The sequence below is a fragment of the Chitinophaga sp. 05T412 genome (genome assembly GCF_056396465.1).
Genome location: NZ_JBFTLN010000001.1, coordinates 712381 through 727410 on the forward strand (window position 1 = coordinate 712381; position 15030 = coordinate 727410).

Here is a 15030-nt window from a genome sequence, read left to right on the forward strand (position 1 = left end):
TAAAAATAATAAAATCAACCTACTTTTTAGGTTTAAAACGACTGTAATCAGTAACCGGAAGTTTTCCCGCACCTGATAGCCCTAACATATATACCAGTTGTCCCCGGTAAAAGGTACTATGATTGCACACCTGAATAATGACATCCTGCACTGCCATTTTATAGTGTTCACTCTTTTTTAGTGTATACGCAATGGTATGATTCAGCTTCGCCTGATTGGCCTGCTGTACCCATTCTTCCAGCAACCGGGATTGTTTGAGTAAAGCATCGCAGGCGGCAGAAAAAGTACCCCGGAAATCAATAGTAGGATCAATAATTTTTTCCGTGAGCTGCAGGCGCTGATACCAGGCACTTTCCTCCTGCCACAACAGGTATACCGTGGAACGAATCGTGGCCACTCCGGCGCCCAAAGGCTTATCCAGCTGTTCTTCCGTTAGTTTAAGCAACCCTTTTACCAACTGCTGGTTTGCCCAGTAGTTGTAAGCAGTAAAATGCACAAGCATATTTTTCATGTAAAAAAAGAGATTAATACCATCCTGCAGCAAACAACCTACAAATTACAATATTGTTTTTCATTTTAGCATACGATATTTGCGTTCCCTATAACCTTGATGCCATGAATACGCTTACCTATTTAAGCCGGTGCATTATCAGAAATAATCCACAGATTACAGACTACCAGTACTTTCCATCCGCTCCGATACTGCGCAACGGCGCTATCAGACATTTTGAAAATGCTACTGCAGCCTGGCAGGCGCCGCTGATCAAACATACCTGGCGCGGACGTCCGCAGGAAATGGCGCTGCCGGATTTGCTGCAGCAAACAGGCACTACTGCCTGTATTGTGATGCAGCACCATCAAATCCTCCTGGATGCCAGCTTTTCCGGCTATACCGCCACGTCCATTAACACGTCTTTTTCCGTAGCCAAATCCATGGTATCTGCGCTTATTGGTATTGCCCAAGAAGAAGGGGCTATCCATAGTATACAGGAATCTATAGGGAGATATATACCGCAGTATAACCTTCCGGGGCTACGGGATATTACCATTGCGCACCTCTTGCAAATGTGTTCCGGCTTACAATACCGGGAAGGCGTAACCCCATGGTCAGATGATGCCCGGGTATATTACGGCACGCATCTGCGGGAACAGGCACTACACACCAAATTGGTAGAAGCACCGGGAAGCACGTATCACTACAACAACTACAACCTGTTGCTGCTAGGATTGATCCTGGAAAAAACCACCGGCCAATCTGTGCCTGCTTACTTTCAGGAAAAAATATGGCAGCATATCGGCGCAGCAGCCGATGCATCCTGGAGCATGGACAGTCACGCTTCCGGTTTTGCCAAAATGGAAAGCGGCTTCAATGCCCAGGCGATGGACTTTGTACGCTTTGGCGCCCTGTGTCTGGATAACGGCGTTGTCAATGGCCGCCAGGTGATCCCCGCTGCCTGGATGACGGAATCTGTGAGTCCGCCTGTTCATACAGCCGATACCCAAAAGTATCTGTCACGCTTATCACCGCCACTGTGCAAATGGGCAGGCAGCCCTGTTGGTTACTACAAATATCTGTGGTGGGGCTACCAGGTAGATCCACACAATTTTGATTATTTTGCATTAGGTGCCAAAGGACAGTTCATTTACATTTCTCCCCGCAAACAAGCCGTTATTGTACGTTTTGGCAAACGCTGGGGGAAAACAGACTGGTGGCCTGGCATCCTGAAACAAATTGCTGACTCACTCGAATAATTATACAGATATGGAAGACATAACGTTAAGGTTTGCACGAAAAGAAGATTGCCCGGCCATGATGAAACTGATCCTTGAACTGGCAGAATATGAAAAAGCAGTAGAAGAAGTGACAGTAACATTAGCACAGTTTGAAGATGCCGGCTTTGGCCCTAACCCGGTATGGAAAGCCTTTGTAGCCACCACCATCATCCATGGTCAGGAAGTGATACATGGCATGGCGCTTTATTATACCCGCTACTCTACCTGGAAAGGTTGCCGCATGTACCTGGAAGACCTCATCGTCACCGAAAAATGGCGGGGTAAAGGCATCGGTAAAATGTTCCTCGATGAACTGATGAAAGAGGCAAAAGCACAACAGTTCAGTGGCATCCTGTTTCAGGTCCTGGAATGGAATACACCTGCCATCAACTTCTACAAAAAATACACCACCAAATTTGATCCGGAGTGGATTAATGTGGCCATAGAATTAACCTGATTTTTTCCGTTCATAATATTCCGGAATGGTATGTCATCAATCATTACTAATATTGATAACATACCATTTTACTATGATTTTCATTCAGGATTTTCGTACACTCGAACATGTAGCCACGCCACAGCTCTGTGATACCTTTAACACCGCCTTTAGCGATTATATAGTCCCCCTGCACCTCACGCCTTCTATTATGGAGCAGAAAATACAGGGAGAAAATCTGCAACGGAATTTTTCTATCGGCGCCTTCGCCGGTAATGAATTAGGTGGATTCATTTTACATGCGGTAGATAACATCGCGCATCCTACTGTTTTATACAATGGTGGTACCGGTGTAGTGCCCACTTATCGTGGACAACACCTGGTGCAGAAAATGTATGAACGTTTTATTCCGGTGTATCAGCAACGTGGTATCCGCAAAGTGATACTGGAAGTAATCAGCACTAATCTACCAGCTATCAAAGCCTATACGAATAGCGGATTTCAGAAAGCCCGCTTTATTCATTCGTTCAAGGGCATGGTAGAAACCCGTAAAACGCCTTCCCATGTCACCATACAGGCTAATGAAACGCCGGACTGGGCCACGCTTTCCACCTTCATGGATATGACGCCCACCTGGTCCAATACTGTTGACAGCATTCAACGGGAAGGTATTTTCACCACTACCTGGGAAGCGGTTATTGACGGCGAAACTGCCGGATATATCAGTGTGCACAGAGATACACGACGGATCAGAAATATGGCAGTGAATCCGCGCTTCCGCAGACAAGGAGTAGGTAGTGCTTTACTGCAGTATGCCGCTGATCAGTTGGGTGGGCCTTTTACTATTATCAATATTGATGATCATCTCCCGGAAGTAAATACCTTCCTGCAACAGGCAGGACTGGCGCATTATTTATCACAGTACGAAATGGTGCTGACACTGTAAAAGAGCAGAAAGCATAAAGCTGAAAGCAAAAAGCTATTGTGGCGAATGATCAATGCGTATATAATTCGCAAAGTTCATTCGCCACAATAGCTTTTTGCTTTCAGCTTTATGATTTCTGCTCTATCTTCTAATTGATTCCGTTTACAACGGTTTCTTTATTGATCTTCTGAATTAATCCCTGCAATACTTTACCAGGACCTACTTCGGTAAACTCATGACCACCATCGGCTACCATAGCCTGAACGGACTGTGTCCATCTTACAGCACCCGTTAACTGCTCAATCAGGTTTTGTTTAATCTGTGCAGGATCAGTTACCGCAGTAGCCACTACATTCTGGTAAACCGGGCAGCTGGGTGTATTAAAAGTAGCCGTGTTGATAGCCGCTTGTAACTCTTCTTTGGCAGGTGCCATTAACGGAGAGTGGAAAGCACCACCTACAGGCAGTATCAGGGCACGTTTAGCACCGGCAGCTTTCATTCTTTCGCAGGCAATTTCTACACCTTTGAGGGTACCGGAAATCACCAGCTGACCAGGACAGTTATAATTGGCTGGTACTACTATTTCGCCTGTTTCAGCGGTAACAGCAGCACATATTTCTTCTACTTTAGCGTCATCCAATGCCAGTACTGCTGCCATGGTGGATGGTTGCAACTCACATGCTTTCTGCATGGCGTTAGCACGGATAGCGACCAGTTTTAACGCTGCTTCGAAAGACAATACACCATTAGCTACAAGGGCAGAGAACTCGCCCAGGGAATGACCTGCTACCATTTCCGGCTGGGAATGTTCCGTGCACAGGAAAGCGATAACAGCATGCAGGAATACGGCGGGCTGTGTAACCTTGGTTTGCTTCAGGTCTTCCTCTGTACCATTGAACATGATATCAGAAATGCGGAAACCTAAAATTTCATTGGCTTGCTCAAAAAGCGCTTTTGCTTTTTCGTTCGTCTCGTACAGATTTTTGCCCATACCCGGAAACTGTGAACCTTGTCCGGGAAATACGTAAGCATGCTTCATGTGGATATTTTGTTGTTTTAGCTTTTCAGATTAAAATTTTCCAAATATACAATCAAAAGAAATACAAAACTATTTAGGGATTTTCACCCCGCTTACAGCGGGGTAAAAATCCCTAAATAACTGCGTTGTTAATGCTATTTGGAAATCAGTTTCATAAACTCTGCTCTTGTATCACCATGGAGAAACTGGCCACTGAATGCGGAGGTAGTGGTAATAGAGTTTTGCTTTTGCACGCCGCGCATCATCATGCACAGGTGTTGCGCCTCTATCACTACACCAACGCCTTCCGGCTGTAAGGTTTCCTGTATAGCGTCCAGGATCTGATGTGTTAAGCGTTCCTGTACCTGTAACCGGCGGGCAAATACATCTACCACCCTGGCCAACTTGCTCAGACCAGTGATATACCCGTTCGGAATATAGGCTACATGCGCCTTTCCGAAGAAGGGCAACATATGGTGTTCACACATAGAATATATTTCTATGTCTTTTACGATCACCATTTCGCTATATGATTCGGTAAACTTAGCACCCTCCAGGATAGCCCGCGCGTCCAGCTGATAACCCTGAGTGAGGAACTGCATCGCCTTAGCCATACGCTCCGGCGTTTTCTCCAGCCCTTCCCTGGCAGGATCTTCTCCTAACAGGTGCAGGCATTCTTTATAGTTTTCTACAAGACCGGACGTGATCTTTTCATCGTAACTTTCAATCTTATTATACGCCATTCTTATATGATTTTAGTAAATTTCAAAGGCTGACATATACGTTCTCATCTACCCTACTTTCCTCCGTAATATTCTACGTATATGCGAGGGGTTTCGTACAACTTAATGCAATGCAGTTGTACTTCTGCTGGCAAATGTTTGGCTAGTTGGTCCCAGATAGCGATAGAAAGATTTTCAGCAGACGTAAATTTACCTGCCATGAAATCCACATCCATATTCAGATTCCGGTGGTCTATCTTCTCAATAACAGAATCCCGGATAATGATGCCTAAAGTTTTGGCATTGAATACAAAGCCCGTTTCAGGATCAGGATTACCTTTTATAGTAACGTGCAGCTCGTAGTTATGACCATGCCAGTTTTCATTGGCACATTTACCAAAAACTTCTTCGTTTTTTTCTTTACTCCAGGCCGGGTTAGATAACTTATGCGCCGCATTAAAGTTCTCTACTCGCGTTAAATAAATCATTATTGCAAAAAATTTTCGCAAAAATACCACTATTAAATGAGTAGCCCCAAATTATCCTCTATTCCTGTCAATTGTTTTACATGGGAGCATACATTTTTGCCGTACTTTTACCCTATGAAAATACTGGTTACCGCGGCTACCACATTGGAAATAAAGCCTTTTTTACAGTACCTGGACGAGCACCGCAACACCTTATCTGCCGCTCACTGCGAAATTGATCTCCTCATTGCCGGCATCGGCATGATGCACACTGCTTTCAGCCTGGGCCGCCACCTGGTCCTGCATAAACCGGATATCGCCATACAAGCCGGTATTGGCGGCAGCTTCCGCCACAACTGGGAGCTGGGACAGGTAGTCACCGTAAAAAGAGAATACCTTGCTGACCTCGGCGCGGAAGACAACAATCAATTTAGAGATTTATTTGATATACAACTCTGGCAACCTGACCAGGTTCCCTTCACCGGTACCAGCCTGGAAAACACCTTTGCAGGCCTGCCGGAACTGCCTCCCCTGCCCATTGCCACCGGCATCAGCGTAAACCTGGTCAGCGGCAGCGAAGCTACCATCCAAAAACTCGTACAAAAATATGACCCCGACGTAGAAAGCATGGAAGGCGCCGCATTTCATTATGCCTGCCTGCTGGAAAGGATACCCTTCCTCCAGCTGAGAAGCCTCTCCAACTATGTGGAAGTCAGAGATAAAAGCAAGTGGAAAATACCACACGCCGTAAAAACACTCAACGAAGAACTGATAAAAACGGTGCATACACTGGCCGGCATTTAACAACAGACCATAAAATTTTGATAGCATATGCATTTATCTTTAGGATTTTCACCCTGCCCAAATGATACCTTCATTTTCGACGCACTGGTGAATAACAAAATAGACACCCAGGATTTTACCTTTGATACACACCTGGAAGACGTGGAGACACTGAACAACTGGGCATTACAAGGCAAACTATCCATCACCAAACTGAGCTTCGCGGTATACCTGAAAGTAAAAGAACAGTACGAACTGCTAAATAGCGGCAGTGCACTGGGACGCGGTTGCGGACCATTGCTCATCGCTAAAAAGGATATCCCGCTGGAAGATATTAAAAACATGACCATCGCCATTCCCGGCGAAAACACCACCGCCAACCTACTCTTCTCTATTGCTTTTCCGGAAGCAAAGAAGAAAAAAATAATGGTCTTCTCTGAAATTGAAAATGCAGTATTGAATGGCGACGTAGACGCAGGTGTGATCATCCACGAAAACCGTTTTACCTACCAGCTCAAAGGACTCGTAAAACTGATGGACATGGGTGAATACTGGGAAAAAACTACCGGTAACCCTATCCCACTGGGAGGCATCTTTATCCGTAAAGATGTACCGGAAGCTACCCGCGCACAACTGGATGCCCTCATCCACCAAAGCCTGCAGAATAGCTACACCACTTATCCACAGCTGTCCGACTACGTAAAGTCTCATGCACAGGAAATGGATGAATCAGTGATGCGTCAGCATATCGATCTATATGTAAATGATTTCAGTCTTGACCTGGGCAGTGAAGGAAAGGCTGCTGTGGCTGCACTTATGACAGCCGCTGAAAAAATACAGCGTTAAAGCAACTGATTTTTTGTTCTTTTGTTACGATATGATCGAAAACAAGGATACAGAACTGTGGAACAGGTTCCGGCAAGGAGAGGAGCAGGCATTATACACCTTGTATGATCAGTATTACCACCTGCTCCTCTTCCTGGGCCTGAAAATTTGCACTAACAGTGAACCGGTGAAAGATTGCATTCAACAGGTTTTCCTTTACCTCTGGGAGAAAAAAGAAAGCCTGGGAATAGTCAATAACGTAAAAAGTTATATTATCACCTCCTTCAAACGCAGGCTGCTACTGCAACTGCAACAGGAGAAAAAAGACAACGGATTACTCTCGCTGTGGATGAATCAGGAACCCGGCGATGACATCCCCTCCAGTGAACAAGTACTGATACAGCAACAACAGCATAAAGAAGCCGTAGGACGCATACAGGAAGCAATCACGTTACTGAGTCCCCGGCAAAAGGAGTTAATCAACCTTCGCTTTTACGAAGAACGGAGTTACGAAGAAATAGTGAACATCACCGGCCTTACACACCGCACGGTATATAATCATCTGTACGAAGCATTAAAAACGCTCAAACTGTCACTCGAAGAGGATTTAAAATCAGGTAAGCTGAATTTGAAAATGCTCTTGCTGTTACTTCCCCTATAAATCCCCTTAGATTTTTTTCAAGAAATCACACTTTAAATAAAAATTATCAAAATTCAGACTTTTACCGGTACCAACCTGGTAAAACAGAAACGATTGTCGCTCTACTTTTAAAATGGATGGGAAATGCTGCCAAAGGACCTAACGGAATTAGACCTGTTACTCGATGACACTTTTCTGCAATATATCCGTCGCAACAACGCCGGAGCTATTCAGCAGTGGGAAGCGTATATCGCGCAACATCCTGAAATACAGGAGAAGGTGGCGGCAGCGGTAGCGTTATACTATAACATCAATACCAGTGCCGCAGAAAATGATAAAGCCACGCAACGTACGCGCTTACAACAGGCAGTACAAGCCACCATGCCCACACCGGTACATCGTATCAACTGGCGTGGTTATGCCTGGCGCGCCGCCGCTGCAGTAGCGCTGCTGGGAGGCCTTACGGCACTTTGGAAAATGCGTCAGCCTGCTCCGGCACCTGTCACCTACCTGGTATACTCCAGTGAATGGGGACAACGGAAAATGCTCACATTACCAGATGGATCTGCGGTACTCCTTAACGCTAACACCAGTGTCAGGATACCTTCCGATTACAGCCATAAACACCGTCATGTTGAATTGATAAAAGGCGCTGCCCTCTTTGATGTAACCGGTAATACGGATGATCCGTTTGTGGTCACCAGCAAAGAAATCCGCACCACGGTGCTGGGCACTTCCTTTCTCGTAAAATCATATCCATACGAGCCACAATCCACTGTTTCATTACTCAGTGGGAAAGTAAAAGTGAGTGAAAACACCAGCGAAACCAAGGCCATCACACTTATTCCGGGAGAACAGGCCCGCTGGAATGAAACGTCCAAAGAAATGACCCGGCAATCATTTGATACAATTGCCGTACATACCTGGAAAACCGGTAAGCTCGTATTCAACAATGCCAGCGTCCGGGAAGTAATTACAGAACTCGAAAACTGGTATGGAATACCATTCGAAATAAAAGGAAATCTGTTGAATGCCAAACGGTTCTCAGGAGCCTTCGATAATGATAAACTTGAAAAAGTACTGAACATTTTTTGTTTCACAGCCGGATGCAATTTTCAAATACAACCGGATAAAGTAACGATTCAATTTTAATACAAGCGTTTCCACCAAAATCGCTAAATCGGGATCACCACAAGCTGCCGGCGTTTGTGATGACCATATCAACCATTACATTTAAAAACTGACGCATGACTTTTAAATTTGCGCGCCTCCGTGCGCTGTTTTGCTCTGCTGTTACACGACAGTTCTCAGTCCTGGTGTTGTTGCTATTGATGACCAGTATCACATCATACGGGCAACAAAGAAAAGTAATCCCGTTGCAGGATATTTCCATGCAGGCGGCCATTCGTAAAATTGAAGCATCTTTTCAGGTGAAGTTCTTTTATGTGGCCGGGACATTACCCAACAAACCGATTACGCTTCCTTCCAAAGCTAGAAGCATCAAAGAATTGTTGGCAGACCTGGAAACCGCTTCCGGACTGGAATTCAAGCTCAGTGGCAATATGATCGGCGTCATGAAGCCGGAACATCCTACCAACACCAATACCGCACCACCATTGGTAAAAGGGACCATTACAGATCGTAAAGGACAACCACTCCCCGCTGCCACTGTACGCGACATGATTACCGGCAAAGGCGCGGTTACAGACGCTAACGGCGCTTTCGCCATCGCCACCTCAGAAGGCCATCCCGTAACCATCACCACTATTGGCTACCGTTCTAAAACACAGGCAATTAGCGGTACAGACAATCATATTGTACTGGAAGAAGATGCTACCAGCCTGGGCAGTGTAGTAGTAATGGGATATAGCAATAAACAAGCAGCAGAACTCACCGGTGCTGTACAAAAAATTTCCGGCGCACAATTACGCAGCTCTGTTTCTTCTCCTAATATTTTATCCATGCTGAAAGCGAAAACTACCGGCATGTATATCGTAGAACCCAGTGCCAATGCTGGTGCCAAGGGACAGGTATTACTCCGTGGTATTTCCTCGTTGCCTTCAGGCACCAGTTCTTACTTCGGTCCATTGATCGTGATAGATGGGGTGATTTCAACTGCACAATCATTACAGGATGTGGTAAATCCTGCAGATGTAGAAAGCATTACGATCCTGAAAGACGCCGCCTCTACTGCTATTTACGGTTCCCGTGCCGCACAGGGCGTAATTGTGGTCACTACTAAAAGAGGTACACAAAACAGCGGTGTGCATGTTACCCTCGATACCCGCTATGGTGCGATCCAGCAGAACCGTGCGATCCATATGAATAATACCGCCGAAGCCATTGCCGGAATGGATAAATTGTTGCAACGCAAATGGGAAGAAACACCGTCATTACATACACAATTTCCGACGGCTGCAGATTTTATCAACCAACGCCGTATTTATACAGATGCCGATAAATCAAAAGATTTTAATTGGGAAAAAGCATTATTCAACGATGGTAACTTCTCGGATATCAGCCTGGGCATTACCAGTGGCAACGATAAAACCACCGTATATGCGGGCCTGGACTGGTATAAAGAAAAAGGTATCAACTACGGAAATACCTTTGACCGCCGCAACCTGCGCCTGAATATCGAACAGAAATTTTCTGAAAAAGTAAGCGGTGGTATCAATACCAGCGCCATCATCGATAAAACCATTAGCCGCAACGGTATGCCTCAGTTATATGCTACGCAACCCTTTGTAACGCCATACAATGCAGACGGTTCGCTGGCAGACAGCATCCCGATAAAACAATCCAGCAACTTTGGCGTACCCTATACTACCTACAACCAAAACTTTCTGGGAGAGAAAAAGTTCGATAATACCTCGGTTACTGACAATATGCACTTCACCGGTACCGGATGGCTCAGTTACAAAATATTGCCCTGGTTAAGTGTTAAAACCACCAATACCATCGATTATGTTAACACACATTACAACGCCTACCTGGACCCCAGAAGTTTCTCCGGTAAATATGGCGGCTATCCTTATCTCTTTTCACCGGGGCAGGCGGGTGTAAATGGCACGCTCTCCATTTCCGATGGTCGTTATTTTAACTTTACATCTACCAACACTTTAACTGCTACCAAACAATTCAATGATCATAAATTCAATTTCCTGGCCGGAACAGAGTGGGCAAAACGTCATAGTGAAACGCAGGCAAATGACTATTTCAACATGCTGCCTGGTGAACGCAACGCCGGTGCTGCTAAAAATATCGGCAACGCCGTAGACTACGTATATGGTACGCCTACCCGCCCTAACGGTACTTATGCAGAACGGGCCAGCTTCTCTGCTTTTGGTGAATTGAACTATAACTATTTATCCCGCTACTTTGCCGCCGGATCTTTACGTACAGACGCCTTTACCAACTTTGGCCGCAATAAAAGATATGGCACTTTCTATGCCCTCAGTGCAGGCTGGATGATCAACCGGGAAGCTTTTCTGGCAGATGTGAAAAGCATTGACCAACTGAAGCTGCGTGTTGTGCACGGCACCTCAGGAAGAGATGTAGGCGATGGCTACCTGAATCAAACACTTTATGGCAGCCCAAATCCAAATCCATATGATAACCCTGCCGGAGTAGGCGTGCAAATCACACAACTGGAAAACCCCAATATCAGTTGGGAAACTACCGTTAATAATACCATCGGTATTGATCTGGGGCTCTGGAAACGCGTAGAAGTTAACATCGACCTATATTCCAAACTCAGTAAAAACCTGCTGCAACAGGTATATGTAAGCTCCGCACAAGGTTCCTTCCTCCAATATCAGAATATAGGAGAAGTACTGAATAAAGGACTGGAAGTGATGCTCAACACGAAGAACATTGATAGCAAAAACTTCAGCTGGACAACTAACCTGAACATCAGTTTCAATAAAAACACCATCCAGAAACTCTACAACGATTCGTTACTGGATAGCTACAGCCGGGCCTTCTACCACTATGTGGGAGAAGATATTAACACCATCAGAGCCGTACGTTATGTAGGGGTAAATCCAGACAATGGCGCACCTTTATTTGAGAACTATGATGCCTCCGGAAAATTGCAGAAAGTAGAAGGAATGGGTAACTACGCTGACCTCCGGAACTTTCAGACAGTAGGATCTGCCACACCGAAATTCTTCGGCGGATTTACCAATACTTTTACCTATAAACAGTTTTCACTCAGTGCAGAAATGTGGTTCCAGGTAGGTAACTACACTCGTATGAGTATCATCAATAACTTCCAGGACCCTACCGCTCCAATGGGTGGTAGAAATAACGTGGGCTGGCAGGCATCTCAAAAAATATGGCAACAACCCGGCGACAAAAATGCCAATTATCCGGATGTATACAGCAGCAAGATGAATCAATGGAGAGTGTTTAATACCAACTCTTCCCTGATGTTCGGAAATGCCAGCCATATCCGTATGCGTAACATACGACTGGGCTATGATCTTTCACCCAAAACATTATCTAAATTCCGGGCGCAACGTGCAGGCGTATTCGTGAGTATGGATAATGTATTTGTTATTAAGCATAAAGACTACGTAGGCGCTGATCCGGAAGGAGCTACCATCGGTTCCACCAGCTTTGCCGGCATTGGTATTGACAATGCCAATCCAAGACGTATCACCGCAGGTCTTAATGTAACTTTCTAAACTACTACAATATGAACCGGAAAATATTAATCGCGTTCTGCAGCATCTTCGCGTTAAGTGCCTGCAATAAACAACTGGATGATCTCCGTCCGCATAATGTCACTACAGAGCAACTACAATTCTCCACACCAGCAGGATTTACGCAAGCGACTCTCACCTTATACCAGATGATCACTACCGGTGTAGGCATGGAAAATGATGCCTTTGGTTACGGAGGTATTACGATGTTTCTCCCGGATGCGCTGGGCAATAATATTCATGCACTCGATCTGGAGCTCAATAAAAATAGCGATGCGTTTAACTACACCAACTCGTCGGATAAAAATAACAGCTGGACTTACAACCTCTGGCGGGCTAGCTATTTTGCGATTCTTCACACCAACAAGCTACTCGACCATGTAGCAAAAGATGAAAAGGACCCGATTATCCTGCAGGCGAAAGCTGAAGCATTGTTTGTCCGTGCTTTTGTATATTTTAACCTGGTACGTTTCTATGGCAAACCTTACTATCAGGATGCCGCTAATAGCCCTGGCGTGATGCTGATCACCACAGCTAATAATGCCCCTGATTATAAGCCTGCCAGAGCCAGTGTCAAAGCCGTTTATGATCAGATCATCAACGACCTGGAAACCGCCATGCCTTTATTCACACAGGATAAATCCAGCAGCTATGCCAGCAAGATGGGGGCAGCTGCATTACTTTCACGCGTGTATTTGTATATGGGCGGAACTTTCCAGCAGCCAACAGCCGCTTTCAATCAGAAAGTAGTGGATAATGCCACCGGGATCATTAACAGTAATCAGTTTACTTTATCACAAAGCGCAGCTTATCGCTCCTACTATAACAGTAATAACAAAAATAATAAGGAAGATATTTTTGCCGGCAACATGGATTATGGTAATTCTTCTCTGGCCAAACTATATGCATTTCCTTCCCGTATCGGATACGATGGTGGTTACTATCGTCCTTCTGTCCCGCTGTTAGCACTGGTATCGTCAACGGACCTGCGTTCTTCGCACTACGTAGTAAATATTACGCCCGGCATAACTACCGATACCATTGCAACGGTGAAGTATATGCTGGGTTATACCTCCCTCTTCAGCAAGTCGCCTTTCCGCTACCTGCGCCTCGCAGAGGTATACCTGAATCGCGCAGAAGCCAATGCCAAACTGGGTAATAAAGATGCAGCGTTAACGGATCTGAATATCATCCGTAATCGCGCAGGATTGCCCTCCGTGGACCTTTCCGGCGAAGCCCTCTTCAACGAAATATTGCTGCAACGCCGTATAGAATTGGCTTTCGAAGGACATAACTCCTTCGACTACTTCCGCAATGGTTTGCCAATGGTGAGAAACTATGCCTCTATTGGCAGTGGCGCCATGACTATACCGGCCACCAGTCCAAAAATATTACTGCGGGTACCGCAGGAAGAAATCACACTCAATCCTAATCTTACACAAAATCCATAATAGTATATGAGTAAAATAATCAGCGTACTATCGTTAACGTTAGCCATGACGCAGTTAGCTACTGCTCAGAAAAAATTCAGTATCACCGGCGATGCGGGCAGTAATGCCCCCGCTAAATACTACCTGCAATACAACAACGGAGAAAAATATATCACCGACAGTGCTGCAGTAGTAAACGGCAAATTCAGCTTTAGCGGGACTTTAGCCCAACCAACCGTCGGCATGTTTTCCGCGGTATTAAGCCGGTCAATGACCGGAAATAAAAAGGAGCAGGCGTCCTTATTCCTGGAACCCGTTCCCATGACCGTCAACATACAGAATGGTGATCTTACCACCATTATACTGAAAGGCTCTGTTACCAATGATCTGTATCAAAAACTGGAAGCAGAAAAAGAAGCAGCTACCAAACAATATGAGCCCATACTGAACGCGCTTAAAAATGAAAAAGATCATGATAAAGCAGGCGCCATCCGCCAACAACTGGAGCCTTATTTCGAAGCAAACAGCCAGCTGTCGAGAAAATTCATCCGTGAACATCACAACGCCTTTCTCAGCCTGTACCTGATGCGCTTTGAAGTAGGCAAGTTGTCGCTGGATTCTGCCAAATACTATTTTTCCAGCCTGAGCCCTGCTTTACAAAAGACCAAAGACGGACAGAAAATAGCGAAAGAAATAAAACAACTGGAAGCCGGATCTCCGGGCAGCACGGCCTTTAATTTCAGTAAAAAGGACATCAACGACCAACCATTACAACTCGCTGATTTCCGGGGAAAATATGTGCTGCTCGATTTCTGGGCCAGCTGGTGTGTTCCTTGTCGCGCTGGTAATCCACACCTGCTCGATTTATACAAAGACTACAAAAACAAAGGACTGGAAATTATCAGCATCTCCGATGATGACCGTAACCATGACGCCTGGAAAAAAGCCGTGGAAAAAGATGGTATAGGTGTATGGAAACATATACTGCGGGGCCTGGATATGGATAAACTAATGAAGGATGTTGATAACCCCAATGATGTCAGTCAACACTTTGGTATTCATTCTTTACCCACTCAAATCCTGGTGGACCCTAAAGGAGTGATTGTAGCCCGCTTTGGCGGTGGTGGAGAAGATCATGAAGCGCTGGACAAAAAACTGGCAGAAGTCCTGAAATAAGCACCTTACAGTAATACAAAAAGCGCGGTATCAAAATGAATTTTTGATACCGCGCTTTTATTTTTATCTCACCGTATTTATTCCCATAAAAATCTTGGTACACACAAAGATTTTATAAACGCAGCA

The 15030-nt window shown here is 45.3% G+C and carries 14 protein-coding genes; 10 read left to right on the plus strand and 4 right to left on the minus strand.

Translation table 11 applies throughout. The features are described from left to right. Nucleotides 1–19: 19 nt before the first annotated feature. Nucleotides 20–511 carry a DinB family protein gene (locus tag AC1DFM_RS02670; protein ID WP_477075184.1) on the minus strand — a complete coding sequence of 164 codons (492 nt, stop codon included), beginning with the start codon at nucleotides 509–511 and terminating at the stop codon, nucleotides 20–22. Nucleotides 512–615: 104 nt separating this feature from the next. Here AC1DFM_RS02670 and AC1DFM_RS02675 point away from each other — a divergent pair, with 104 nt between their 5' ends. The 3 genes from AC1DFM_RS02675 (at nucleotide 616) to AC1DFM_RS02685 (ending at nucleotide 3155) form a co-directional block, all read left to right on the plus strand. Then, nucleotides 616–1752, plus strand: coding sequence for a serine hydrolase domain-containing protein (locus AC1DFM_RS02675; RefSeq protein WP_477075185.1), 1137 nt, complete (start codon nucleotides 616–618; stop codon nucleotides 1750–1752). 10 nt (nucleotides 1753–1762) lie between these two features. Continuing rightward, on the plus strand, nucleotides 1763–2230 hold the full coding sequence (locus AC1DFM_RS02680) for an N-acetyltransferase family protein (protein WP_477075186.1): 468 nt from the start codon (nucleotides 1763–1765) through the stop codon (nucleotides 2228–2230). A 73-nt stretch (nucleotides 2231–2303) separates the two neighbouring features. Next, complete coding sequence (locus tag AC1DFM_RS02685; protein ID WP_477075187.1) at nucleotides 2304–3155, plus strand: GNAT family N-acetyltransferase; 852 nt, start codon at nucleotides 2304–2306, stop codon at nucleotides 3153–3155. Nucleotides 3156–3282: 127 nt separating this feature from the next. Here AC1DFM_RS02685 and fabD read toward each other — a convergent pair whose 3' ends face one another. From fabD to AC1DFM_RS02700, 3 genes are all read right to left on the minus strand, one after another. Further along, the gene (gene fabD, locus AC1DFM_RS02690; RefSeq protein ID WP_477075188.1) at nucleotides 3283–4173 is read right to left on the minus strand and encodes an ACP S-malonyltransferase; all 891 of its coding nucleotides are present in this window, start codon (nucleotides 4171–4173) and stop codon (nucleotides 3283–3285) included. A gap of 134 nt (nucleotides 4174–4307) precedes the next feature. Next, nucleotides 4308–4895, minus strand: a complete 588-nt coding sequence (folE, locus tag AC1DFM_RS02695) for a GTP cyclohydrolase I FolE (RefSeq protein WP_477075189.1) — start codon at nucleotides 4893–4895, stop codon at nucleotides 4308–4310. A gap of 53 nt (nucleotides 4896–4948) precedes the next feature. After that, nucleotides 4949–5362 (minus strand): 6-pyruvoyl trahydropterin synthase family protein, encoded by a 414-nt coding sequence (locus tag AC1DFM_RS02700; RefSeq protein WP_477075190.1) that lies wholly within the window; start codon nucleotides 5360–5362, stop codon nucleotides 4949–4951. Nucleotides 5363–5476: 114 nt separating this feature from the next. Here AC1DFM_RS02700 and mqnB point away from each other — a divergent pair, with 114 nt between their 5' ends. The 7 genes from mqnB (at nucleotide 5477) to AC1DFM_RS02735 (ending at nucleotide 14904) form a co-directional block, all read left to right on the plus strand. Next, nucleotides 5477–6145, plus strand: coding sequence for a futalosine hydrolase (gene mqnB, locus AC1DFM_RS02705; RefSeq protein WP_477075191.1), 669 nt, complete (start codon nucleotides 5477–5479; stop codon nucleotides 6143–6145). A gap of 27 nt (nucleotides 6146–6172) precedes the next feature. Beyond that, a complete protein-coding gene (locus AC1DFM_RS02710) occupies nucleotides 6173–6970 on the plus strand; it encodes a 1,4-dihydroxy-6-naphthoate synthase (RefSeq protein ID WP_477075192.1) in 798 nt (265 codons plus the stop codon). A gap of 31 nt (nucleotides 6971–7001) precedes the next feature. Continuing rightward, nucleotides 7002–7610 carry an RNA polymerase sigma factor gene (locus AC1DFM_RS02715; protein WP_477075193.1) on the plus strand — a complete coding sequence of 203 codons (609 nt, stop codon included), beginning with the start codon at nucleotides 7002–7004 and terminating at the stop codon, nucleotides 7608–7610. A 123-nt stretch (nucleotides 7611–7733) separates the two neighbouring features. Beyond that, nucleotides 7734–8741, plus strand: a complete 1008-nt coding sequence (locus AC1DFM_RS02720; RefSeq protein ID WP_477075194.1) for a FecR family protein — start codon at nucleotides 7734–7736, stop codon at nucleotides 8739–8741. Nucleotides 8742–8836: 95 nt separating this feature from the next. Continuing rightward, nucleotides 8837–12280 (plus strand): SusC/RagA family TonB-linked outer membrane protein, encoded by a 3444-nt coding sequence (locus AC1DFM_RS02725; RefSeq protein ID WP_477075195.1) that lies wholly within the window; start codon nucleotides 8837–8839, stop codon nucleotides 12278–12280. A gap of 11 nt (nucleotides 12281–12291) precedes the next feature. After that, nucleotides 12292–13749, plus strand: a complete 1458-nt coding sequence (locus tag AC1DFM_RS02730; RefSeq protein ID WP_477075196.1) for a RagB/SusD family nutrient uptake outer membrane protein — start codon at nucleotides 12292–12294, stop codon at nucleotides 13747–13749. 6 nt (nucleotides 13750–13755) lie between these two features. Then, complete coding sequence (locus tag AC1DFM_RS02735) at nucleotides 13756–14904, plus strand: redoxin domain-containing protein (RefSeq protein WP_477075197.1); 1149 nt, start codon at nucleotides 13756–13758, stop codon at nucleotides 14902–14904. The last annotated feature ends 126 nt before the right edge of the window (nucleotides 14905–15030 follow it).